14 protein-coding genes are annotated in these 23,121 nt (G+C 46.4%); 2 read left to right on the forward strand and 12 right to left on the reverse strand.

Annotation, left to right across the window (positions count from 1 at the left end; translation table 11 throughout):
* Nucleotides 1–6 precede the first annotated feature (6 nt).
* The 10 genes from ABQ275_RS21445 to ABQ275_RS21490 form a co-directional block, all read right to left on the reverse strand.
* Nucleotides 7–1,419, reverse strand: coding sequence for a GDSL-type esterase/lipase family protein (locus ABQ275_RS21445; protein WP_349315183.1), 1,413 nt, complete (start codon nt 1,417–1,419; stop codon nt 7–9).
* Nucleotides 1,420–1,441: 22 nt separating this feature from the next.
* A complete protein-coding gene (locus ABQ275_RS21450) occupies nt 1,442–2,017 on the reverse strand; it encodes a glucosaminidase domain-containing protein (protein ID WP_349315184.1) in 576 nt (191 codons plus the stop codon).
* A gap of 269 nt (nt 2,018–2,286) precedes the next feature.
* Nucleotides 2,287–4,035 carry an aspartate--tRNA ligase gene (aspS, locus tag ABQ275_RS21455; protein WP_349315185.1) on the reverse strand — a complete coding sequence of 583 codons (1,749 nt, stop codon included), beginning with the start codon at nt 4,033–4,035 and terminating at the stop codon, nt 2,287–2,289.
* A gap of 128 nt (nt 4,036–4,163) precedes the next feature.
* Nucleotides 4,164–5,213 carry an FAD-binding oxidoreductase gene (locus tag ABQ275_RS21460; protein WP_349315186.1) on the reverse strand — a complete coding sequence of 350 codons (1,050 nt, stop codon included), beginning with the start codon at nt 5,211–5,213 and terminating at the stop codon, nt 4,164–4,166.
* 8 nt (nt 5,214–5,221) lie between these two features.
* A complete protein-coding gene (locus tag ABQ275_RS21465; RefSeq protein WP_349315187.1) occupies nt 5,222–11,266 on the reverse strand; it encodes an alpha-2-macroglobulin family protein in 6,045 nt (2,014 codons plus the stop codon).
* Nucleotides 11,267–11,407: 141 nt separating this feature from the next.
* Nucleotides 11,408–12,295 (reverse strand): succinate--CoA ligase subunit alpha, encoded by an 888-nt coding sequence (gene sucD, locus ABQ275_RS21470; RefSeq protein ID WP_349315188.1) that lies wholly within the window; start codon nt 12,293–12,295, stop codon nt 11,408–11,410.
* Nucleotides 12,296–12,414: 119 nt separating this feature from the next.
* Nucleotides 12,415–13,224 carry an ATP-binding cassette domain-containing protein gene (locus ABQ275_RS21475; RefSeq protein WP_349315189.1) on the reverse strand — a complete coding sequence of 270 codons (810 nt, stop codon included), beginning with the start codon at nt 13,222–13,224 and terminating at the stop codon, nt 12,415–12,417.
* A 3-nt stretch (nt 13,225–13,227) separates the two neighbouring features.
* Entirely contained in the window at nt 13,228–13,971 is a 744-nt protein-coding gene (locus ABQ275_RS21480; protein ID WP_349315190.1) for an ABC transporter permease, read from the reverse strand.
* A 63-nt stretch (nt 13,972–14,034) separates the two neighbouring features.
* Nucleotides 14,035–15,066 carry a hypothetical protein gene (locus ABQ275_RS21485; RefSeq protein WP_349315191.1) on the reverse strand — a complete coding sequence of 344 codons (1,032 nt, stop codon included), beginning with the start codon at nt 15,064–15,066 and terminating at the stop codon, nt 14,035–14,037.
* Nucleotides 15,067–15,095: 29 nt separating this feature from the next.
* Nucleotides 15,096–17,402, reverse strand: a complete 2,307-nt coding sequence (locus ABQ275_RS21490) for an NADP-dependent malic enzyme (RefSeq protein WP_349315192.1) — start codon at nt 17,400–17,402, stop codon at nt 15,096–15,098.
* 146 nt (nt 17,403–17,548) lie between these two features.
* Between ABQ275_RS21490 and ABQ275_RS21495 the strand changes: the two genes are divergently transcribed.
* On the forward strand, nt 17,549–17,989 hold the full coding sequence (locus ABQ275_RS21495) for a DUF4293 domain-containing protein (protein WP_349315193.1): 441 nt from the start codon (nt 17,549–17,551) through the stop codon (nt 17,987–17,989).
* 107 nt (nt 17,990–18,096) lie between these two features.
* On the opposite strand, the gene uvrA is transcribed toward ABQ275_RS21495, so the two are convergent.
* Entirely contained in the window at nt 18,097–20,913 is a 2,817-nt protein-coding gene (gene uvrA / locus ABQ275_RS21500) for an excinuclease ABC subunit UvrA (RefSeq protein WP_349315194.1), read from the reverse strand.
* Between the two features lie 325 nt (nt 20,914–21,238).
* Here uvrA and ABQ275_RS21505 point away from each other — a divergent pair, with 325 nt between their 5' ends.
* Nucleotides 21,239–21,811: a sigma-70 family RNA polymerase sigma factor gene (locus ABQ275_RS21505; RefSeq protein ID WP_349315195.1), complete on the forward strand. Its 573-nt coding sequence runs from the start codon at nt 21,239–21,241 to the stop codon at nt 21,809–21,811.
* Between the two features lie 86 nt (nt 21,812–21,897).
* Here the strand turns inward: ABQ275_RS21505 and ABQ275_RS21510 are convergent, their stop codons facing one another.
* Entirely contained in the window at nt 21,898–23,097 is a 1,200-nt protein-coding gene (locus tag ABQ275_RS21510; RefSeq protein WP_349315196.1) for an acetyl-CoA C-acyltransferase, read from the reverse strand.
* Between the last annotated feature and the right edge of the window lie 24 nt (nt 23,098–23,121).

Raw genomic sequence — 23,121 nt, forward strand, 5'->3', positions numbered from 1 at the left:
CATCTCCTAAGGTTGTTCTGCCTCCCTGTAATCATTCATTATAGCTTTATACAGCAGCGCCCCCACCCTGGCCGCTCCCTGTCTGTTAAAGTGAGTATAATCCTTGTTGGCCATCACCGTATCTCCTTCCACCCACTTCACCATGGAGCCTTCGCCGCCCATAGCGGCATAGAGGTTCCAGTAAGCAGTGCCGTGTTCTTCTGCCAGCTCATGCTGTACTTTCAGTAATGCTTCCACTCCTGGCGCTGTTACATAACGGTCGCTTTTGCGATACGATTTATCTGCCGTACCGATGATCAGGAAAGAGGTAGCCGGCAGGTCGTGTCGCAAAGAGTCCATCACTTTTTTCATGGGACGTTCGTACCAGCTGTAGTCCGTCAGCTCAGGACGGAACAATACATTGGCACCATAGTGCAACACCACCAGATCATAGGGATGTTCCTGCTGCATACGCCGGATCATATCGGCCGACAAACGCCCCAGTTCCACACCACTGATGCCCCGGAAAGAAAAATTATCTACATAAATACCGTTATCGCTTTCAAAACAAACACCATAAAATGGCGTGGCAGGATTACCGTCATACCTGATGACCAGTGACGGAGAACCGGTGTCCTGGCGCAGGTCCAGCTTATTGACCGGCGCAGTGCCGGAAAGCGTATAGGCCTTATCGTTAATCCTGACAGTGGCGTCGCTGGCTGCGCCATATAGTAAAGATACTTCCTGAAATTTATCCAGCCGTGGTTTGCGCACGGGTGAATATTTCACCCAGCTATCGCTGCCGGAATAAAAAGTATGCCCCGAAAAACCCAGTGTAATATTGGATGGCGGGGAGTTTTTATAGTGATAATCTTTCCAGTTATTTGAAAAAGTATGGGTGATGGTAGTTCTGTAAGAAGCTACTATGGAGGTGACGGGGACAAAGCCCACGCCGGCGCCGCCAAAGAATGTCTGCAGGCTGTCGCGCAGATCCGAGGTGATGAGATCACCTTCGATCATAGAGTCACCAAAATAGGCGATGCGTACTTTTTTACGTTTGCCTGCTTTCAGTTCTTTTAAGGCAGTCATGAACTTTTTAATACCCATTTCCTCCGTATCTCCCGGTATGGCAGATGTATAGTTAAGGATCCCTTTGTACGTCATGAAGTCGTGCAGCAGGTCGGGGTTGGAAATGTTGGTGGAATCGCCTGCTGCCAGTGCAGCAGTATCTGAAGGAGAAAGCTTACTGCTGTCTGTAACAGCAGTAAGCTCTTTTTTATCCGGCGCTGGCGTTGTTCTCAGATCGGACAACATATCCAGGCGACGGAATTGAAAGTCTTTGTATGAAAAGGTGTAGTTAAGCTGTGACAGTCCTAACAAACACACTAATGATCCCAGGATAATAATGAAAGGATAGGCAGACTTGTTTTTGCCAGGCATAATTTAATGAATCATTTAGCACTCACCGGTCGTCGGTGGCTGGCAGGCCCACGGTCAACCAAGATGATGATCCCCGTGCCACGCTATCCATGCCTGCGTCCAGCTTATACAGTTTGTAACGGTTAATAATTGCTGTCACTCTTCTTATCCATTCATGTCCCGCAGTGGAGTAGCCGCTACGATTCATATGTTTAAGCCATACCGCAAATTCCTGGTTCCCTTTCACTTGACCAAACCACCTCTTTTTAGCCAGTAATTCTACAAAATGCTCATACGAAGCAAGATCAGAAGCATATTGCTTGTACACGGAACGATGTCCGGGCTTGATCTTACTCAGGTTATTCTTTCCTACAATACCAAAGTGATTATGCAGCAATTTGGCATTTCTGCTGGTTCCGGTACCGGATTCCAGCATGGCTACTCCCAGTATAACACTGGCAGGGATACCTGTTTCCTGCATTAACTCAACGGAAACCGGTTTGTATTTCTTCATATAACTACTCGTGGATTGTTGAGCATACCCAACATTGCTGAGCATCAGCAATAAAAACACCCCACATAACCATACTTGCCGCTTGAAGAATGATGAGATTCTCATGGTAGTACTTTTTGTATCAGGTGATAGATTGTTGTTTGTTTTCAGCATCATTTTCTTACCTCACATATCAACGATGATCACACCGCAATATTACTTTAAATATTTAGATAATACGTCTCTTCTCTGGCCTTATCTTCTTCTCGTTAATTTCTTGTTAAAAAATATAGTACCTTATATTAGCGTCAATCCCCTTTGATGCGGCAAAGTGCCATATCAAAGGGGATTTTTACGCATAAAAGAACCCGCTAATTGCAAAGATTGTGCCGGTATTACTTTACCAGGTTAATCTTTAATTCTTTCAACTGTATCTGATCAATTTCACTTGGTGCATCCAGCATTACATCGCGTCCTGAGTTGTTTTTCGGGAATGCGATAAAGTCACGGATACTTTCACTGCCACCTAAAAGCGAGCACAAGCGATCAAATCCAAGGGCAATTCCACCATGTGGAGGTGCCCCATATTCAAAAGCCCCTAAAAGGAACCCAAATTTATGTTCTGCTTCTTCTTTGGTCATACCCAGTGCAGCAAACATCTTCTGCTGTAAATCGCGCTGGAATATACGGATAGAGCCACCGCCTATTTCTGTACCGTTCAATACAATATCGTAGGCATTCGCCTTGATACTGGCATATTGGGAAAGGTCATCCATTAAAGCAATCTGGTCCGGCTTCGGTGACGTGAACGGATGGTGACGTGCCACCCAGCGGTTTTCCTCTTCTGCGTATTCAAACAGCGGGAAATCTATCACCCACAACGGCTTATACTCATTTTTATTGCGGTAACCGAGGCGTTCGCCCATTTCAAGGCGGAGTTCGCTCATCGCTTTACGGGTACGTTCTTCCCTGCCAGCCAGCACCAGGATCAGATCTCCGGGTTTTGCCTGACATTGCTGCGCCCACAGCTTTAATTGTTGTTCATCAAAAAACTTATCCACCGAACTCTTCAGTGTGCCATCCGTGTTATATTTAACATAGATGAGCCCGCTCATACCAATCTGTGGCCGCTTCACCCAGTCTGTCAGCTCATCCAGCTGCTTACGGGTATATTCCGCGCAACCTTCAGCAGCAATAGCCACTACCAGTTCCGCCTCATCAAATACCTTGAAGCCTTTGTCCTTTACAATAGCGTTCAAACCAGCCAGCTTCATTTCAAAGCGGATATCCGGTTTATCGTTACCATAAAACTCCATGGCCTCTTCCCAGGTCATCCGTGGGAAATCACCTTCAAATTCAATTCCTTTTATTTCACGGAAGATATGTTTCAGCATATCTTCAAACGTATTCAGAATATCTTCCTGTTCCACAAAACTCATCTCACAATCGATCTGTGTAAACTCCGGCTGACGGTCTGCACGCAGGTCCTCATCCCGGAAACACTTCACGATCTGGTAGTAGCGGTCATACCCGCTCACCATCAGCAGTTGCTTGAAGGTTTGGGGCGACTGTGGCAATGCATAAAACTCATTTGCATTCATACGGCTGGGCACCACGAAATCGCGGGCACCTTCCGGTGTGGACTTGATCAGGAACGGCGTTTCAATGTCCATGAAGCCTTTTGAATGCAGGTAGTTGCGTACAACACGACCTATATTATAACGCAGCTCCAGGTTTTGCTTTACAACGTTGCGGCGGAGATCAAGATAGCGGTATTTCATCCGCAGTTCTTCACCACCATCCGTATCATCCAGTACTGTAAACGGCGGGGTTTTAGCCGCATTCAGGATGGTAAAGTCGCTCACCGTGATCTCTATGTCACCGGTTGGAATATTTTTATTCTTACTGGAACGCTCTGTTACTTTACCAGTCACCTGGATTACAAACTCGCGGCCCAAAGGCTGTGCATCGAGCTTGGCATTCAGGTTTTCTCCAAATAACAATTGTGTAATACCATAACGGTCACGCAGATCAATAAAAGTGATGCTGCCAAATTTTCTGACTGTTTGTACCCAGCCGGCCAGTGTAACTTCCTGGCTCACCTGTTCTATTCTTAATTCCCCGCAAGTGTGCGTCCTATACATGCGTAAATAGTTGATTTTAATTGTTTTATGGTCGAATTCCGGAATGGACTGCCAGCTGTTTGTGATTACTTTTCAGTTGTTCAGCCATGCCCATAAGGGGGGCAAAGATACGGTTTGATACGTGGATTTTATCCCCGCAGCCTGTTAAAATATCGATTTACATCTATTTCCGGCATCAGGCGGGCATTGCCAGCCAATACTTCCGTGAAATGCGCTGCCATAAAGGGTGCCAGCGAACAACCTTTTGTGCCTAACCCATTAAAGATGCCCAAAGCCGGCATATCGGGATGTAAGCCCACTATCGGGCGGCGGTCATTTCCGGACGGGCGCACAGCGGCCAGTTGCTCCTGGACCTGGTATGGCACCTTCAACAGCTGTTGCAAACTTTTCTCCAGTATCTCCCTTTGTTTTTCTGTTGGATGATCATCTTCATAATCCCATATAAAAGAAGAGCCTGCCCAGAATAACTCCGGCCCTTGCGGAACCAGTGTAATGCTTTTTTTAATGATATCCCCGGTATCCAGCCCGGGGATCTTCAGCAGCAGCACCTCCCCTTTGTTGGGCAGGAATTTTATATTTCCGAAGAAGGGATTGCCGGTGGTAGCCACCCCATCGCAGAAAATGATTTTGTCTGCCTGGATGTTGCCGTAGGTTACACCGGTGGCTGTTAGTTCCAGCGCGTTCAGATCCAGGTGCTCCGATAACAGTGCATCCTGCTCCTGTAAATATTGGCGGTAAGCCGGTAGCAGTGCCCGCAGGTTTACGGTAGCGCCTTTTACAACTGCCGCTCCATAAGGCTGATCCACCCACTGCTCATATTCCAATACTTCCGGCAACTCCGTGTATTCATCACCGGTAGTCTTCGTCAGAAACGCATCCCTCATTTGTTGGGAAGGGAATATATTCCAGAGCCGCCGTGCTGTAAAAACCGGCACCTTCAGTAAATCCGATAACTGGTTATACGTAGCCTCCGCAAAGGGATACAACGTATCATATAGCCATGCAGGCTCAAACCGGCGGCCGGATACCGGGTTAATGATACCCGCCGCCACCCGTGAAGCACTGTTTGCCTTTGCATCATCTATTACTATCACCTTCCTGCCGGCCTGCATCAGGAACCAGCTAAGCATGGTGCCCGCAATGCCCTGGCCAACGATCAGGTAATCTGTTTTCCTCATGGTCTATTCTATTCTTTTACATTCACATTTATGCCATCACTATGCGCGCTGAACTCCGGTGCATACATGCATTGTGCTGTACTGATACCATTGGAGAATTTACCCTGATGGGTTACAAACAGCGTGTATTCGAACACGTGAGTACCTTTTGGCAGGTAGCTGAAAAAGAAATCGGTGGAAGCATCTTTCGTGCTTTCATAATAACTGAGGCCATCCTGCCACTTGCTGCTGCTGATCACATTCAGTGGCTCAAAACAAGCTGCCCGCATGTCTTTCAGGTGAATGTATTCCATCGCCCTGTCGGCACGCAGTACAATGCGCACTTTTACTTTATCGCCTACTTTCAGTTCATTACCTGCTTCAATTTTTGTGAGCACAGGGCCGTTGTTACCATTCACTTCCCGGAATAGTTCTTTTTCCAGTACCAAAGGTGTTTTGGCCGCTGTGATCTTATCCAGGTCTTCAAAGTATTGCCAGTAAACAGCACCCCAGGAAGGTTGGCCCTTGCTATCCTGCACGGTTACGCTGATGTTACCCATAGCAGGTTTCACGGCTTTACCATCTATCCGTTCCTTGAAGTAGCCGGTGCCCGCTTCTGTAGCAGCGGGTTTGATGCTGGTGCTTCCCAGCTGAATAGCTACCTGCGGAGAGGTAGCCAGCCAGTTGCTGCCATTCAGCAACATCGCATAACAGGCATCAGCCGTAGCTTTGGTGGTATGCCAGTTATTGGTTTGTTTGTTTTTGAGCAGCCATGTTTTCATATCTGTCACCGCTTCTGCATCTTTCCCGGCCACATCAAATGCTTCAATGAGCAACGCCTGTGTTTCAATAGGCGCCTGATGCCAGCTATAGCCTGCCACCACATCTTTCCAGTACATCCCCATTTCTTTGCTGTTCATCGCATTCTCTTTCAGCGATTTTAATATAGCCTTTGGCGTTAGCTGATCACCTTTCTTAAAGAGTGTCAGTGCTATCATGCCCTGGGTATAGCGGTTTTGTTTGTTCCAATACGTTTTTTCCTGTGACAGGAAATAATCAAACGATGTACGCATGGCCGCAGGCACCGGACGATCAAAGAAACTGCGCGCATACAGGTAATGCACCTGGATCTGGCTGAGTTGCTGCTGCTTCAGGTTCGCCTTATTTTTCACCAGGTTATAATAGTCTTTATCCAGCTGCTGATCGAGATAGTCCATCGCTTTATTGGCAATATCCATGGCTACGGGATCTTTGAGGGATGCCAGCTGTTGCAGGTGCCCGATACCAGCCAGAATATACTGGGTGATAAATCTATCTTCCCACATACCGTAAAACCAGGGGAAAGCGCCATTAGGTTGTTGTTTCGACTTCAGCTGATCCAGCGCCGATGTTCTTTCGCGCTGCATACGTTGCAGGTCAAACAACAACGCGATATTCTTTTTCTGTTCTGCTTCATTCTTTGCTTCCAGTACCCAGGGTGTTTGTTGCAACAACACTGATTTAAGCTCTTCATTCTTTTGCAGGTTACTCAGTAATGCAGCGGTGTCGGAGGTTTTCCATTTCTCAAACACGGCCTTGATACCGGGTGTAGCATTTGTAATATGCGTAGCCAGTGCATTGGCATAGTAGCGGTTAAATACCTGCTCTGCACAATCGTAAGGATACTCCATCAGGTACGGTAACGCCTGTACGGCATACCAGGCAGGGTTGCTGGTATACTCTACCGTCAGTGCGTGCTGGCGCAGGGTCTGAGAGGAATCGCTCTTCAATAATTTATCAAAAGTAAAAGTATGTGTACCATCTCCACGTACCGGCAGTGGCAGGGATTCCGTTACCAGCATAGCGTTGGTCAATACAGGTAAAGCATTTTCTTCTCCATCGCTGAAGTTGGCTGCCTGCGCAGTGACGCGATACAGCAATGCGCTGTTGAAACCATGCGGGATCTGTAACGGAAAAGTAACCGCCGTACTTTGTCCGGCTTTGGCCGTAAAATGCTGCACGGGGAAGATGTTCTGAAACCAGCCATCTACCGGCTGCATGGTAGTAGCATCCAGTAGTTCCAGGTGAGCCTGCCCTATCAGCAGGGTATCAGAAAGGTTGCTCACTTTGGCGGTAAATTCAATTTTATCACCTTCTCTTACAAACCGGGGTGCATTGGGCTGCACCATCAACATTTTCTGTGTAACAATGCTGGCGCCGGCGTAGCCGAAGGACAGGTCCTTTGTATGTGCAAGGCTAAGGAAGTTCCATTTTGTTAAGGCTTCCGGCACCGTAAATTCAAAAGAGATATTACCATCTTTATCTGTACGCAGATCCGGGAAGAAGAAGGCTGTTTCCTGGAAGTTTTTGCGAATGCTGCTATTACCAGTATTTTCCGGAGGAGCCGGTTCTTTACTGCTATCTGCTTCCACTACCACTACTTCTTCGAGTGCACTACTCATATCAGCTTTCGATTCCGCCATCACATCCACTGTAGCGTAATTTTGGTTTTTCTTCATGGCCATCTGAGCGGGTCTGGGAGCTGCGGCAGCAGCGCCTGACAAGCGTCCCATTAACCTTACCCTCCCTCTTCCGCCATCATCATCCGACATTTGCCAATCAAAGAAATTCAATGCATCATATGATTTTTCATCACTGTTGTGTGATACATAATCAGGCAGGTACCAGGTTTGGGAAGCGCCGGCACTAAAACCGCTGTTACCGTCAAACATCCTCGGCGCATATGTTTCAGGGTATATACCAGGTATCGCCCAATGATGGGGTGTAAATGCATCCAGCGAGGCATCATACATAGCGGCCAGCATTTCTGCCGCCACTTTCTCTCCTTTATACCCGGAAATCTGCACGCTCCACTTTTCTTTTTCACCTGGCAGCAGCATGTTACGATGTGCGCCCAGTTTAATATCCAGGGCTTTGTTATCCCATGGCACCCGGATGGTTTTCTCTGTGCTGAATGCCCGGTTATCTTTTACAAATATGAAGCTGAGGTGTATGCCGCCACGATCTTCTTCGGTTACTTTATAGGTCTGTGTTTTAATAGCTGACAATGCAAGCGGCGTTATTTCAACCGGTTCATCCGGTCGCTTCACCACCTGCAGCATATGCACGTCTTTAGCAGTAGTGCCTAATGCGATGGTGGCTTTATCCCCCGGTGCTACCGCCGCTTCCGGCTGATAGTCCCATACATAGGCAGGTGCAGATAATTCCTTCGCAGCGGGGTTTATCAGTTCAAAAACCATTTTCTGTGTAACAGGCTGACCGGTTTTATCTTTCCCACTTACTACCAGTTCATAAAATCCGGGCGCCAGCTTTTTGCTGTTCAGGGTTACTTTTCCACTGGCATCGCTGGTAAACTGTTGTTGCAGTACTGCGGGCTTCCGTAACCAGTGTTGCGGATCATTTTCATCTTTATAAATATCTACCGGAAATGCTTTGATATATTCTTCTTCCGTCATTACAAACTGATCGGGCTGTTCCCAGTAACGGGGGCGCAGTAAGCGTTTCGGCGGTTGCAGTGGTTGCAGTTCCGCTGTCAGTGCTACGGATTCAAATGCACCGTTAAGATTTTTTGTGAAGATGTGTATCTGCGACAGCTCCTCCTGGCGGAGGCGTTCGTCCATATTCACGGTTATTTCGAGTGACTGATACCCGGCGTTGATCCATTGGTCAGCACTGCGTGTTTCGCCATTAAGATCCGTTACGTCTGCGTGTACCACATAGGAGAAAACGGGCTTGGTGGCCGCATCTACAGCGCGGTCGGGCAATGCAGGGAATTGAACCGTAAAGTTACCTGCGGCATCGGTGGTGGTGGTACCATGTGCAATTTCACGGGCAGCACCTTGAGGAACGTACTTCCTGAACAGCCATGGATACGGGAAACGCACCCTTCTTTCCACCCGGTATTTTACGGTAGCGCCATCGATATTATTTCCCGCATAAGCCAGTGCTTTAGCAGTAGTAGTAACGGTATCGCCTAAACGATAACTATGTTGTACCGTATCAAATGTTACATAAAATTTAGGTCTTTTGTATTCTTCCACGTGGATGGACAAGCTACTTTCAGACTTACTGTCTTCCAGCCTGAAAATGCCGTTCATACGGCCTTCCGGCAATATAAACTTACCGGAGTAGGAACCGAAATCGTTGGTTACCACCGCTATGGAATCTACTTCTTCATCATTGGCATCATAGAGGAACAACTTGGTTTTGAAGCGGGTCAGCAGTTCACTCTTCACATCCAGCTCCAGTTTCTTCAACACAATACCTTTAAAATAAACAGTTTGACCGGGGCGATAAATACTTCTGTCGGTAAACAGGAACGTTTTAGGCTTTATCACTTCCTGCCCCAGGTAGTCGTAGTTATATAAGTAGGTGTAGTTATCAAGAAATAGCTGGTCATTTTTACCGATCCATTGCAGGCGTACATTACGATTGTTATCATCCGGTGTAATATTCACACTGCCATCTGTTGCCGTAACGAGTGACTGGATGGGCTTCCAGTTGCTTTCGTTATTGGCACTCACATTCTTCATCACATTCAGCCTGATACCTGCCAAAGGCTTACCGGTGGTACGGTCCAGCGCATAATACCTGGTACCGTTATCAATATAACTGATATTGGACACCCAGGTAAACTGCATGGATATGGGATTATTTTTCAGGCTGAATCCGGGGTCCACACTGGATACGATCATATACTGCCCTATGGGTAAGCCATCTATTTTTATTTCTGTTTTATGGGAGATGTAATCTTCCGGGTCGGGCAATGCCTGCTGCCACGTTTTCAGCGCGGGTCTGGACAGGATCATTTTCCAGTAGCCGTTTTCCGTATCGCGGTAATTGTTCTGCGCTTTGCGCAATGCTTTGAGGAATGTTTCGTCCACCGCTACAACGCGCAGGTGAAGTTGGTGGATGTTCTTATAAGTTACGAGGGTGCGGAAAGGTTCGCCGGGTACATTTACCTGTTCAGCAGAGAGGCTTAGCTGTTTTTCTCCGATCCTGTCCAACATATGAGCGCATGCAGCGCCACCAATGGATTTGGGTGTCAGCTGCACTGCCTTTTCGCAGATGGCTTTTGCCTTTTTCATGGCGTCGGCATTGCCGGCCTCGTCGGATGTTCCTTTATTCAAATACCATTCCGCCTGTAATTGCAGGACGCTGGTCACTTCTTTTTCGCCGGTATAAGCGAGGAGCAACTGGTCCAGTGCGTGCAGGTACAATTCGTCCTTATTTTCCATAACAGCCACCTGGTTCATGTACTGCACCCTTTCGATGTCTACGTCCAGCAGGGCGGCCTTGTTATCTTCGTGTAGGCGTATCAGTTGCTGCAACAGCAACAGGGCCTGGTATTGCACCGAGGTAGTATCTGCGGCAGCAAAGTGATGTGCCGCAAAAGTGGCAGCCGGTGCAAAAGCAGCGGTATCGTCCAGTTCAAACTGGTCGGTCGGTTTATTAATATTGCCTTCTCCTGATTTAAAATATTCTAAGGCCCGGTGGGCGAGTAAATCGTATAGTGATGACCGTAGTGAGCGGGTATTGGCGCCTTTTATGAGGATGGGATCATAACCGGCGAGTGTTGTTTTTTCCAGCAGCTCCCTTTGGGACAGGGAGGCCAGGTAAGTGGCGGCCACTTCCCGGTTCAGGCGTTCAAGCCCCCAGGTGCTCACGTCGGTGCTTTCGTCGTTGGCGATAGCCGTGCGGTTATAGAATTTATAACGGTTGTTTTGCAGGTAGCGGAGCAGCATTTCCGCTTTTATGCTTTGCAGCAATGCGCGGCTGGCCCCATTGGCAGCAGTAATCTGCTGGTCCATTTTCTGCATGTTCTGCAGACTGCTGCTATCATTGATCTGCGCATTGAACTTGAGCTGGAAAATGAGGGCTTTGATTTGTTGTGCTTCCGCTTTGTCTTTCACAGCCTGGGTGTAAATCTTATTTACTTCTTCCATCGCCGATTTGGGCAATCCTTTTTCTTCCAGCGCGGCTACTTTCTTCCAATAATTATCATAACTAGACTGGGCCATCATTTTATTGCTGCTAATGATTAAAACAATGAATATTCCGGTTAAAAAACGCATAAGATCGTTGTTTACAGTAAGATACTTCTTTTATACAGGATGCTGGTGTGGGCAGGATTTCCATAAATGGGGTAAAAAAAAGGTGAAAAGTGATGGAATATCCGTCTCACTTTTCACCTTCCAATATTATTTTGTTGACAATTAAGCCAGTGCTGCTTTTTTGCTCAGTACTTCTGCCATTGTTTTACCAATGTCTGCAGGGCTATCCACTACGTGAACGCCGCATTCTGCCATGATCTTCATTTTTGCAGCAGCAGTATCGTCTGCACCGCCAATGATAGCACCGGCGTGACCCATACGGCGACCCGGAGGCGCTGTCTGGCCAGCAATGAAACCTACTACCGGTTTGGTACCAAATTCCTTGATCCAGCGGGCAGCATCCGCTTCCATACCGCCACCAATTTCACCGATCATAATGATACCTTCTGTTTCAGGATCATTCATCAGCAGTTCAACCGCATCTTTGGTAGGTGTACCAATGATGGGATCACCACCAATACCGATGGCTGTAGAAACGCCCAGGCCGGCTTTAACCACCTGATCAGCAGCTTCATATGTTAATGTACCTGATTTAGATACGATACCGATTTTACCTTTTTTGAAGATAAATCCGGGCATGATACCCACTTTTGCTTCTTCAGCAGTAATAACGCCGGGGCAGTTAGGTCCGATGAGGCGGGTACTGGTACCTTGCAGGAAGTTTTTAGCCTTGATCATATCCTGAACAGGAATACCTTCTGTGATACATACAACCAGGGCAATACCAGCTTCGGTAGCTTCCATGATGGCATCAGCAGCAAAAGCCGGTGGTACAAAAATGATAGAAACATTTGCTCCGGTTGCTTTTACGGCATCCGCTACTGTATTGAATACAGGACGCTCCAGATGAGTGCTGCCGCCTTTACCGGGGGTAACGCCGCCTACTACCTGGGTACCATATTCAATCATCTGTGTAGCATGGAAAGTGCCTTCTGTACCGGTAAATCCCTGCACAATCACTTTACTATCCTTATTAACTAAAACACTCATCGCGCTTGTTTTATTGGTTTATTATTTTATATGTTTATTTCTTTCAGTGCGGCAAAAATAAGCCGATTTCCATAATTCTGCAATTATGTGCCCTTAAGATAATACAGAGGAGGGTACCCTTACTCCCCATCCTTCTTCAGCTGATCACGCCATTTATTGTCCTTAAACATGTCGAGCTGCCGCATTTCCTTGGCTTCCCGCAGGAACTCAGAGGCAAAGATGAAGTCGTTCAGCTGCTGATCGTTACTGAAAACGATGTCTTTATTGCTGCCCTCCCATTGTTTTTGTCCCTGGTACATATATACAATATGGTCACCGCTTTCCATCACCGTGTTCATATCGTGCGTATTGATCACCGTAGTAATATTATATTCTACAGTTAATTCTTTGATCAGTTTGTCGATGAGGAGAGATGTCTGCGGATCCAGACCGGAATTTGGTTCATCACAAAAGAGGTACTTGGGGTTGAGTACGATGGCGCGGGCAATACCCACCCGCTTTTTCATACCACCACTTATTTCAGCGGGGAATTTTTTGGCCGCGTCTTTCAGTTGTACACGTTCCAGACATTCGGCCACCCGTTTTTTCTTATCTCTCAGGGTGCCGGTACCAAACATATCCAGCGGAAACATGACGTTCTGTTCTACCGTCATACTATCAAAGAGGGCAGAGCCCTGGAAGAGCATACCTATCTGCTGGCGTACTTCTTTCTTCTCTTTGATATCCATAGCGGTGAAATCATGATTATCATACAGGATCTTGCCACTGTTTATTTCCATCAAACCCACGATGCATTTCATCATCACGGTTTTACCGCTGCCACTGGAACCGATGATCAGGTTTACCTTACCGGATTCCATTACTGCCGATACGCCTTTCAATATCTCCTTATCACCGAAGCTCTTTGTTATGTCTTGCAGTTCAATCATGATTTACAGTAATATTGCCGTTAATGCGTAGTCCATAAATAATATCAGTACGCAGCTCACCACCACGGCGGTCGTGCTGGCCTTACCTATTTCCAGTGCGCCCCCTTTTACATTATAACCGTAATAGGCGGATACACTGGCAATGATAAATCCGAAGGTATATGATTTGGCCATCGCAAAAAATACGTTGTACGCTCTGAAGTCCTGCCGGAGTCCCTGTATAAACTGTTCTTCAGAAATGATGCCTGACAATACCCCTGCTTCCTTGCCACCCCATATACCGAGGAAGCCGGCGATAGCCACCAGTAACGGTATCATCAGCACAGCAGCCAATATTTTAGGCAGGATCAGGTATCCTTTGGTATTGATCCCCATAATTTCCAGGGCGTCAATCTGTTCTGAAATACGCATATTCCCCAGCTCCGACGCTATTTTTGAACCAATCACCCCTGCCAGTACAATACAGGTAAGCGTTGGTGCAAATTCAAGAATGATGGTATCCCGTACCACCTGCGCGATGGTACTCTTGGGAATAATAGGACTTACCAGCTGATAAGCAGTTTGCAGGGTAGTTACACCTCCCATAAACAGGGAAATAATAAAGACTATCCCAAACGACCCTACGCCAATATCAACACACTGCTGCATAAACTGTTTCCAGTACAACCGCATGTTTTCCGGCCGGGAAAACATGCCTTTAAGCATGAGCAGAAAGTTTCCGAAATGATAGAAGAATTTGAACTCCATAGCTGACCAAAGATATGAATGATTTTGCCAATCATATCCGAATTTAAGATTTTAAACAGGGGGTTATCTCAAACTACTTACCAACAAACGCTTCAAACTGCGCTCAATAATTTCGCCCATCGTTTTGCAACGGGAGAAAACGGCATCATGATAATATTCCGCTAACTCATCTCCCAACTGCTGAATTTTTTCGGGAAAGGAAACCCTGTCGGTCATGATCACATCGCGGAGGTCCTTGATCCGGTGGCGCTGTACTTTGATACGACGGGCAATAACCGCCCGCTCTTCCTGCTGGTACTGCTTTACTACTTCTGCATTCAGGTGCTTAATCGCCAATTCTACAAACACCCTGTTCTCCTTAAAAAACTGTGGCATATAAAGCGTGCGTTTGCCTTCGTAAAACTGCTGATCAAAATCTATCGCCCGGATGTGGAATTGCACGTCATCAAAATCGGGGGTGATGTCTATAATAAAATTATAGGACCGCATATCTCCCAACAGTCTTACAAAACAGCGTTCATTGAATTTCACAAATTCTTTGGCAATACGTTTCGGGTTAAAATCCAGCCGGTCCAGATAATGAAGAATGAACTGGTCGCCAGGCACCCCGGCGATGTGTTCTTCTACCAGGGTATTGCCATCTACCAGGAAGTTCATCCAGTAAGGAGACAGGATATGCTCCAGCTCCAGGCCATAGATGCGGGATGCATCGGCCACCTTGATATAAAAGTAATCGTATACTTCGTTGTAATTATTGACGATCTTGATCCGGAAAGGATGCGAGTTTCCAAAAGTGCAGTAATCGATGCGTTCAATATGCAGGTGCTCTTCTGCGGTCTGGTCGCCACCGGCTTTCAGAATGGAGTAGATACGTTTCAAACCTGCATGAATAGGCCCCATCATGCTTTGCGGGTAAAATACGGTTTCCCATAAAGTATCCTTCCCGTCTTTATCATAAACAGAAATGGCATGGTCGTAATAACGCAGCTCCTGGTATGATAAAGGCAATTTCACTTCCCGCTCATATAATTTGAGATAATTACGGAAAGCCTGGTTAATAGGAAAGAATATTTTTTTCCGGGAGATCGTTTGCATGAAGCAAAAATAAAGCTTTACAAATTACATTATTTTTTCTTTCCTTTCTGCGCTACCTCTGCACGGCAGCATTTCTCCTGGGCATCCACCACCGCAATGTTTACCACGTTGACAATCTGTCTTACCGTACTACCTAACTGCAGAATATGCACCGGTTTCTTCATCCCTAATAATATAGGTCCGATAGCATCAAAGCCTGCCACTTCCTGTAACAGGTTATAAGCCACATTACCCGCTGTAAGATTAGGGAAGATGAGGGTGTTTACTTCTTCTTCCATCAACTCGGTAAACGGATAGTTATCTTTCAGAATTTCCTTGTTAAAGGCCATCGCTGCCTGGATTTCACCATCTACAATGAGAGAAGGGTCACGCTGTTTTACGATTTCACGGGCCTTGCTCACCAGCTGCGCTTCCGGCGTTGGACTGGAACCGAAGTTAGAGTAAGACAACATGGCAATACGCGGTGTGATATTAAAATGCTTTACTTCTTTGGCCACCATCAGCGTAATATCTGCCAGTTCCTCCGCAGTAGGGTTGAAATTTACAGTGGTGTCAGCCAGGAACAACGGACCACGTTTGGTATTGATGATATACATACCAGCTACCCGCTTCGCCCCTTCTTCCATACCAATTACCTGCAGGGCAGGACGGATTGTATCCGGATACTTACGGGTAAGACCGGAAATCAATGCATCTGCTTCCCCTGTTTCCACCATCATACAACCGAAGTAGTTACGCTCCCGCATGATCTTTTTTGCTTCATACAGGTTGAATCCTTTACGCTTACGCTTTTCAAAGAAAAGCTCGCCAAAGTGATGGCGCTTCGCCTGCATCTCATCACTCTTGGGATCAATGATAACAGCATCATCCATCTCAATGGAGTTTTCCAGCATCAGTTGACGGATGCGTATTTCATTACCCAACAGAATAGGATGCGCAATGCCTTCATCACTCACTACCTGTGCGGCTTTCAGGATCTTGATATTATCAGCTTCCGCAAATACCACCTTGCGTGGATCACGGCGCGCTTTGGTACCAATTACCCTGAACAGCTGATTATCCAATCCCAGGCGGCTGTTCAGCTCTTGTTTGTAAGCCTCCCAGTCTGTAATTGGATTAGCCGCTACGCCACTATCCATCGCAGCTTTTGCAACGGCAGGCGCTACAGTACTCAACAGACGCGGGTCCAGCGGTTTAGGAATGATATATTTAGGACCAAAACTGATGCTCCTTTCATTATAAGCCATGTTCACAATATCAGGCACCGGGGATTTGGCCAGATCGGCCAACGCCCTTACAGCAGCCAGTTTCATGGCCTCATTAATCTGTGTAGCCCTTACGTCCAGTGCGCCACGGAAAATGTAAGGAAAGCCCAGTACGTTGTTCACCTGGTTAGGATAGTCAGAACGGCCTGTAGCCATAATGATATCCGGGCGTGCCGCAATAGCAGTATCGTAAGCAATTTCCGGATCCGGATTAGCCATGGCAAATACAACAGGGTGCTTGGCCATACTCCTGATCATTTCCTGGGTAATCACATTACCTACAGAAAGACCCAGGAATACATCCGCACCTTTCATTGCTTCCGCCAGATTTTTTACTTTTGAACTGGTTGCAAACTGCATGTGCATATCTGTAAGATCGGTACGTGATTTATTCAATACGCCGTCCTTATCAAACATGATGAAGTTTTCAGGCTTTGCACCCAATGCTACGTATAGCTTCACACAGGCCATGGCAGCGGCGCCTGCGCCATTCACCACCAGCTTAACTTTTTCTATTTTCTTTTTAACAAGTTCCAGTGCATTCAACAGTGCAGCGCCCGAAATGATGGCGGTACCATGCTGATCATCATGCATCACCGGGATTTTCAATTCCTTGCGCAACCGCTCTTCAATTTCAAAGCATTCAGGGCTTTTTATATCCTCCAGGTTGATGCCGCCAAAAGTAGGCTCCAGGGCTTTTACCGCAGCAACGAAGCTGTCGGGATCCATGGTATTCAGTTCAATATCAAATACGTCGATATCCGCAAATATTTTGAATAATACCGCTTTACCTTCCATGACCGGTTTACTGGCTTCCGGACCAATATTTCCCAGCCCCAATACGGCGGTACCATTACTGATAACACCCACAAGGTTTCCTTTTGCGGTATATTTATAAACGTTTTCTACGTCATTGAAAATTTCTTTGCAAGGTTCAGCTACACCAGGAGAATAGGCGAGAGAGAGATCCCATTGTGTTTTTGTGTCTTTTGTAGGTACTACTTCAATTTTACCCGGCCTCCCCATTGCATGATAGTCCAATGCATCCTGCTTATTCAGTTTTCTTGCCATATAAATATAAAGATTGTTATTGGGCCTGCAATATACGAAGTATTGCGGGATGCCTCCCTACCAAAATAGTCCGATTCCTATCAGATATTGCGCGTTTCAACCACTAAATTTACTTACTTTTACGGCATTAAACATTCATTAATATCATGATACAACGCATCCAGAGTCTTTATTTGCTGTTGGCTGGCGGTGCAGGCGTCGCCGCCCTGTTTTACAACATGTGGAAAGCCAAATTAAACACCGGCACTGAAACGTATGTGAATGCGTCCAGCAACTACCTCCTGTTTGTCCTTTACGTCATCATTATACTGCTGGCGGCGATATGCATCTTCCTCTTTAAAAAGCGTAAAGTGCAGTTCCGCCTGACTATCTTCAACATCCTGTTTACGGTAGCTGCATTGGCATACCAGTATTATGTGGTACAGGAAACGGCTAACAAACTGGCCAGTGGCGGCAACAGCATCGTTTCTGCTTCTTATCTCCCCGCATCTTTCTTACCTATCCTGATCATCATTTTCTTATTTCTTGCTGCAAGAGGAATTTTTAAAGATGAGAAACTGATTAAGTCATTGGATAGACTCAGATAATTAAGATTTTTTGATTTTTTGATTTTTTGATTTACGAATTTAGGGATTTGAAATGCAGCGGATATTTATGCTGCATTTCAAATCCCTAAATTCGTAAATCAAAAAATTTAAATATATTCCCCAGTATAGCTTCCCTTCACATTCTTCAATCCGTCCGGTTCGCCGGCATATAGCAGGTTGCCACCACCAGCACCACCTTCCGGTCCAAGATCTATGAGCCAGTCGGCACTGCGGATTACGTCTAAGTTGTGTTCAATAACCAGTACGGTATGTCCCTGATTGATCAATGCATTGAAGGAGTTGAGCAGCTTTTTAATATCATGAAAATGTAGTCCGGTAGTAGGCTCATCGAAGATGAACATGATATGCCCCTGCGCTTTACCCTTGCCCAGGAACGATGCCAGCTTTACACGCTGCGCTTCGCCACCACTCAGGGTATCACTACTTTGACCCAATTTTATATATCCTAATCCTACTTCACTGAGCGGACGTATTTTATTGCACACATCTTTTTCATCTTTGAAAAAATCCAGTGCTTCATCAACACTCAGTTCCAGTACATCATAAATATTTTTCCCTTTGTAGGTTACTTCCAGCACTTCGTCCTTAAACCTCTTACCACCACAGCTTTCACAAAGCAGGTGTACATCTGCGAGAAACTGCATTTCTACTACCACTTCCCCTTCTCCCTTACAGGCATCACAGCGGCCACCATCTACGTTGAAAGAAAAATGTTTTGGCAGGAAGCCGCGCATTTTGCTCAACGGTTGTTTAGAATACAGATCCCTTATTTCATCATACGCTTTGATGTAGGTAACAGGATTGGAACGGGATGATTTACCGATAGGATTCTGATCAATCATTTCTATCTGTGTAATATCATCTATTGCACCCGTCATTGCTTTATGATAACCCACTCTTTCTGCAAATTCACCTTTCAGTTTCATGAGTGCCGGGTAGAGGATCTGCTTTACCAGCGTGGTTTTCCCGGACCCACTCACACCTGTTACTACTGTCAGTACTTCTAACGGAAAATCTACTGTTATATCTTTCAGGTTATGTTGCCGGCAACCTTCGAGCGTGATGGCTTTCTTCCACTTGCGTAATTTCAAAGGAGGATCGATACGCAGGTTGCCGCTGAGATACTTACCGGTAAGACTTTTACCATCCGTCAGTATCTCCGGGTAGGTACCGGCAAAGATCACTTCACCACCGAGGTGACTGGCCAATGGTCCCATGTCGATGATGTAATCTGCTTCTTCCATCATCTGTTCATCATGTTCTACCACCACTACGGTATTACCCAGGTCGCGCAGCTCTTTTAATACCCTGATCAACCGGTGTGTATCGCGCGCATGCAAACCGATACTTGGTTCATCCAGGATATACATGGAATTGGTGAGGTTACTACCCAGGGTACGTGTCAGCTGTATACGCTGACTCTCGCCACCACTCAGAGTATTAGCCACACGGTTTAAGGTAAGATAACCTAAGCCTACATCCATCAATGTTTTTAGCCGGTGATTTATTTCAAAGAGAATACGTTTGGCAATCTGCTGATCGTATTCATTCAGTTCCAGTTTTGTGAACCATACCTGCAGGTTTTCCACCGGCATATCTACAAGGTCGGCAATGTTGCAGCCACCTACTTTAATGTATAATGCTTCTTTACGTAAACGCCCGCCACCACATTCGGGGCAGATAGTGCGACCGCGATAACGCGCTTGTAATACACGGTACTGCACCTTGTAGAGGTTTTGCTCTACCATTTTGAAGAACTCATTCAGTCCATAGAAATGTTCGTTGCCGGTCCATAGCAACTTCACCTGTTCATCTGTAAGATCTGCTATGGGCTTGTGTACGGGGAATCCGAATTTGCGCGATGCTTTTATCAGTGCTTCTTTGTATTCGCCCATCTTCTCTCCTCTCCAGGGCGCCACTGCGCCTTCAAATACACTCAGCCGCTTATCTGGTATTACCAGGTCGGCATCAATACCCAATACCTGGCCAAACCCTTCGCAGGAAGGGCAAGCACCATAGGGGTTATTGAAAGAGAACAGGTTTGGAACAGGTTCTTCAAACTGGATACCATCCAGTTCAAAACGATTGGCAAAATGGTTCATCGGTTTGCCGTCTACTTCCAGATAACAGTCGCCTTCACTTTCATAGAAAGCTGTTTGTACGCTGTCGGCAATACGATGCTGGTCATCTTCCTCAAAATCTTTTACTACGAGTCTGTCTATCAGTACCCAGGCATCTTCTGGTACTGCCGGTTTTTTTTGTTCCTGTAATTCTTCAATGCGCAATAATCCGGTACCTTCCGCGGAGGGCGAATAAAGCCTTGAAAATCCTTTCTGCATCAGGATATTCAGTTCCTCTTTCACATCCCTTTTAGCGTGACGGCGGAAAGGCACCAGCAGCAATACTTTGCTGCCGTGTTTCAATTTCACGATAAAATCCACCACATCACTTACTTCATGCTTTTTCACCAGTTGCCCCGAAACAGGAGAATAGGTTTTACCCACGCGGCCAAACAGGAGGCGGAGGTAATCATATATTTCCGTCATAGAACCCACGGTAGACCGGGGGGTGCGGGTGATCACCTTTTGCTCAATAGCTATAGCCGGGCAAATACCTTTTATATAGTCTACATCCGGCTTGTTCATCCGCATGAGAAACTGCCGGGCATAAGAACTGAGACTTTCCGCATAGCGGCGTTGCCCTTCGGCATACAAGGTATCCATGGTCAGGGAAGATTTTCCCGAACCGGACACGCCCGTAACCACTACTAGTTTACTACGGGGGATAGAGACACTTACATTCTTCAGGTTATGTACCCTTGCGCCTTTTATAAAAATATGGTCCTGTGGGCTAACCCGCTGAGGATCAATTACGGTTTCCTTCTTTTTAACTTTTGTAGCCATGACAGAACAAATTTAAGGGAAAAGCTGTTAGCTATATATGATTAAGTTTTAGGAGAGAAGGGTCGGTTATACATTTCTTTAATCCGCCAAAAGTCAATATCAAAAGGCTAAAAGCCCAAAAACCACAGCTAATTATTATTTGTTTTATTGAACTAATCTTTTATATTTGCATAGCACCTGTTCTATACCTTATAATAACTAACAATATCATTCACTTAAAAAATTGCTCATTATCGTATAAACTCTACTTAAAAAAAACAACCAAGTGGCTGTAAAGTCCGTATTTATTTACTAACCCGTCTAGTTGTAGAAGTTTATGCAAATAATGTACAAATTGTGTGATGAGCAGTTAATCACCCTCTTTAAGAAGGGACATACTTCAGCATTGGAGGAATTGGTTCACCGCCATAAGGATAAAGTATTTACATCTATCTTATTACTCGTTAAGGATTCCTTTCTGGCAGAAGACATCTTCCAGGACACTTTCATCAAAATTATTGACACCATCCGGGCAGAACGTTACACGGAAAAAGGAAAGTTTTTACCGTGGGCCATGCGCATAGCGCATAACCTTTGCGTGGATCATTTCAGGAAGATCAAGCGTACGCCAATGATCAAAACCGGCGACGATAAAGATATATTCGATGTGCTTGGATTCAGTGATAGTTGTATAGAGGAAAAAATTATTACCCGGCAAAGCCACGACCGTGTCCGCAGAATGCTGGACATGTTACCGGAGGAACAACGTGAAGTAATTATCCTGCGCCACTATGCCGAATTAAGTTTCAAAGAAATTGCAGATCTCACGCAAGTGAGCATCAATACAGCATTAGGTCGGATGCGATATGGTCTGATCAATCTCCGCAAAATGATGACGGAGAAGCAAATTTGTCTATGAACGACCCTTTTTTTTGCTTGCCAGCAGCGGGCGGCCGGATGTAATGTCCGACCGCTCGTTATTTTAAGCAGGTCCATCTCCCTGTATTAAGCTTTCTCTACAATCATCGCTGCTCCCTGTCCCACGCCTACACACATGGTAGCAAGGCCGTATCTTGTTTCAGGCCGGCGCTTCATTTCATGCAATAAAGTAGTTAAGATTCTTGCACCGCTACAACCCAGCGGGTGACCGATAGCAATAGAGCCACCGTTTACATTGACGATTTCCGGATTAATGCCCAGATCGCGCATACAGGCGAGTGACTGGGAGGCAAATGCCTCATTCAGCTCTGCCAGGTGCAACTGGTTTACGGTCAGTCCTGCGCGGCGCAATGCCTTCTGTGAGGCAGGTACAGGGCCTATTCCCATAATGGAAGGATCTACGCCGGCTACTGCCATAGACCTGATGATCGCCAGCGGTTGCAGGTTAAATTGTTTCAATGCCTTTTCAGATACCACCAATACAGCGGCAGCGCCGTCGTTGATACCGGAAGAATTACCCGCTGTTACCGTTCCGTCTTTTGCAAATGCGGGTCTCAGCCCTGCAAGCTTTTCCAGCGTAGTTTCCCGCGGATGTTCATCTCTCGAAAATAATACCTGCTCTTCTTTATTGGGCGTAATGGGTACCGGAATAATCTCCGCGCCCCACCGACCGGCATCCAGGGCCTGACGGTAGCGGGTCTGACTGCGAAATGCAAACAAATCCTGTTCCTCCCGGCTTATATTCCACTGCCTGGCAACATTTTCTGCGGTTTCACCCATGGAATACGGGTAGTACATGTCCGCCAGCTTTTTATTGGTAAAACGCCAGCCGATAGTGGAGTCAAAGATCTCCGCCTTGCGGCTGAAAGCCCCTTCCGATTTACCCATTACCAGCGGCGCACGGGTCATGCTTTCCACGCCACCAGCCAGGTATACATCTCCTTCACCACACATCACTGCACGGGCAACATCCATCACGGCCTGCATACCTGAAGCACATAACCGGTTCACGGTGTTGCCAGCCACGGTAACCGGCAAACCAGCCAGTAAAGCGGCCATCCGGGCTACATCCCTGTTATCTTCTCCTGCCTGGTTGGCTGCTCCCGCAATCACATCTTCAATAACAGCAGGGTCCAGGGAGGGATTCCTTTTTAATAATGCTTTAATCAGATGCGCCAGCATATCATCCGGACGAATGGTGCTTAATGCACCCCCATAACGGCCGATAGGCGTACGTACCACATCTACTATGTAAGCAACTTGCATGTTGGAGTATTGGTTTGCCTGCAA

Source organism: Chitinophaga sp. MM2321, from assembly GCF_964033635.1.
GTDB lineage: Bacteria > Bacteroidota > Bacteroidia > Chitinophagales > Chitinophagaceae > Chitinophaga.

Bases quoted from the DNA above. Each gene is read 5' to 3' on its own strand.
- ABQ275_RS21445 (WP_349315183.1), bottom strand. From the start codon at position 1,419: ATGCCTGGCAAAAACAAGTCTGCCTATCCTTTCATTATTATCCTGGGA.
- ABQ275_RS21450 (WP_349315184.1), bottom strand. From the start codon at position 2,017: ATGAGAATCTCATCATTCTTCAAGCGGCAAGTATGGTTATGTGGGGTG.
- aspS (WP_349315185.1), bottom strand. From the start codon at position 4,035: ATGTATAGGACGCACACTTGCGGGGAATTAAGAATAGAACAGGTGAGC.
- ABQ275_RS21460 (WP_349315186.1), bottom strand. From the start codon at position 5,213: ATGAGGAAAACAGATTACCTGATCGTTGGCCAGGGCATTGCGGGCACC.
- ABQ275_RS21465 (WP_349315187.1), bottom strand. From the start codon at position 11,266: ATGCGTTTTTTAACCGGAATATTCATTGTTTTAATCATTAGCAGCAAT.
- sucD (WP_349315188.1), bottom strand. From the start codon at position 12,295: ATGAGTGTTTTAGTTAATAAGGATAGTAAAGTGATTGTGCAGGGATTT.
- ABQ275_RS21475 (WP_349315189.1), bottom strand. From the start codon at position 13,224: ATGATTGAACTGCAAGACATAACAAAGAGCTTCGGTGATAAGGAGATA.
- ABQ275_RS21480 (WP_349315190.1), bottom strand. From the start codon at position 13,971: ATGGAGTTCAAATTCTTCTATCATTTCGGAAACTTTCTGCTCATGCTT.
- ABQ275_RS21485 (WP_349315191.1), bottom strand. From the start codon at position 15,066: ATGCAAACGATCTCCCGGAAAAAAATATTCTTTCCTATTAACCAGGCT.
- ABQ275_RS21490 (WP_349315192.1), bottom strand. From the start codon at position 17,402: ATGGCAAGAAAACTGAATAAGCAGGATGCATTGGACTATCATGCAATG.
- ABQ275_RS21495 (WP_349315193.1), top strand. From the start codon at position 17,549: ATGATACAACGCATCCAGAGTCTTTATTTGCTGTTGGCTGGCGGTGCA.
- uvrA (WP_349315194.1), bottom strand. From the start codon at position 20,913: ATGGCTACAAAAGTTAAAAAGAAGGAAACCGTAATTGATCCTCAGCGG.
- ABQ275_RS21505 (WP_349315195.1), top strand. From the start codon at position 21,239: ATGTACAAATTGTGTGATGAGCAGTTAATCACCCTCTTTAAGAAGGGA.
- ABQ275_RS21510 (WP_349315196.1), bottom strand. From the start codon at position 23,097: ATGCAAGTTGCTTACATAGTAGATGTGGTACGTACGCCTATCGGCCGT.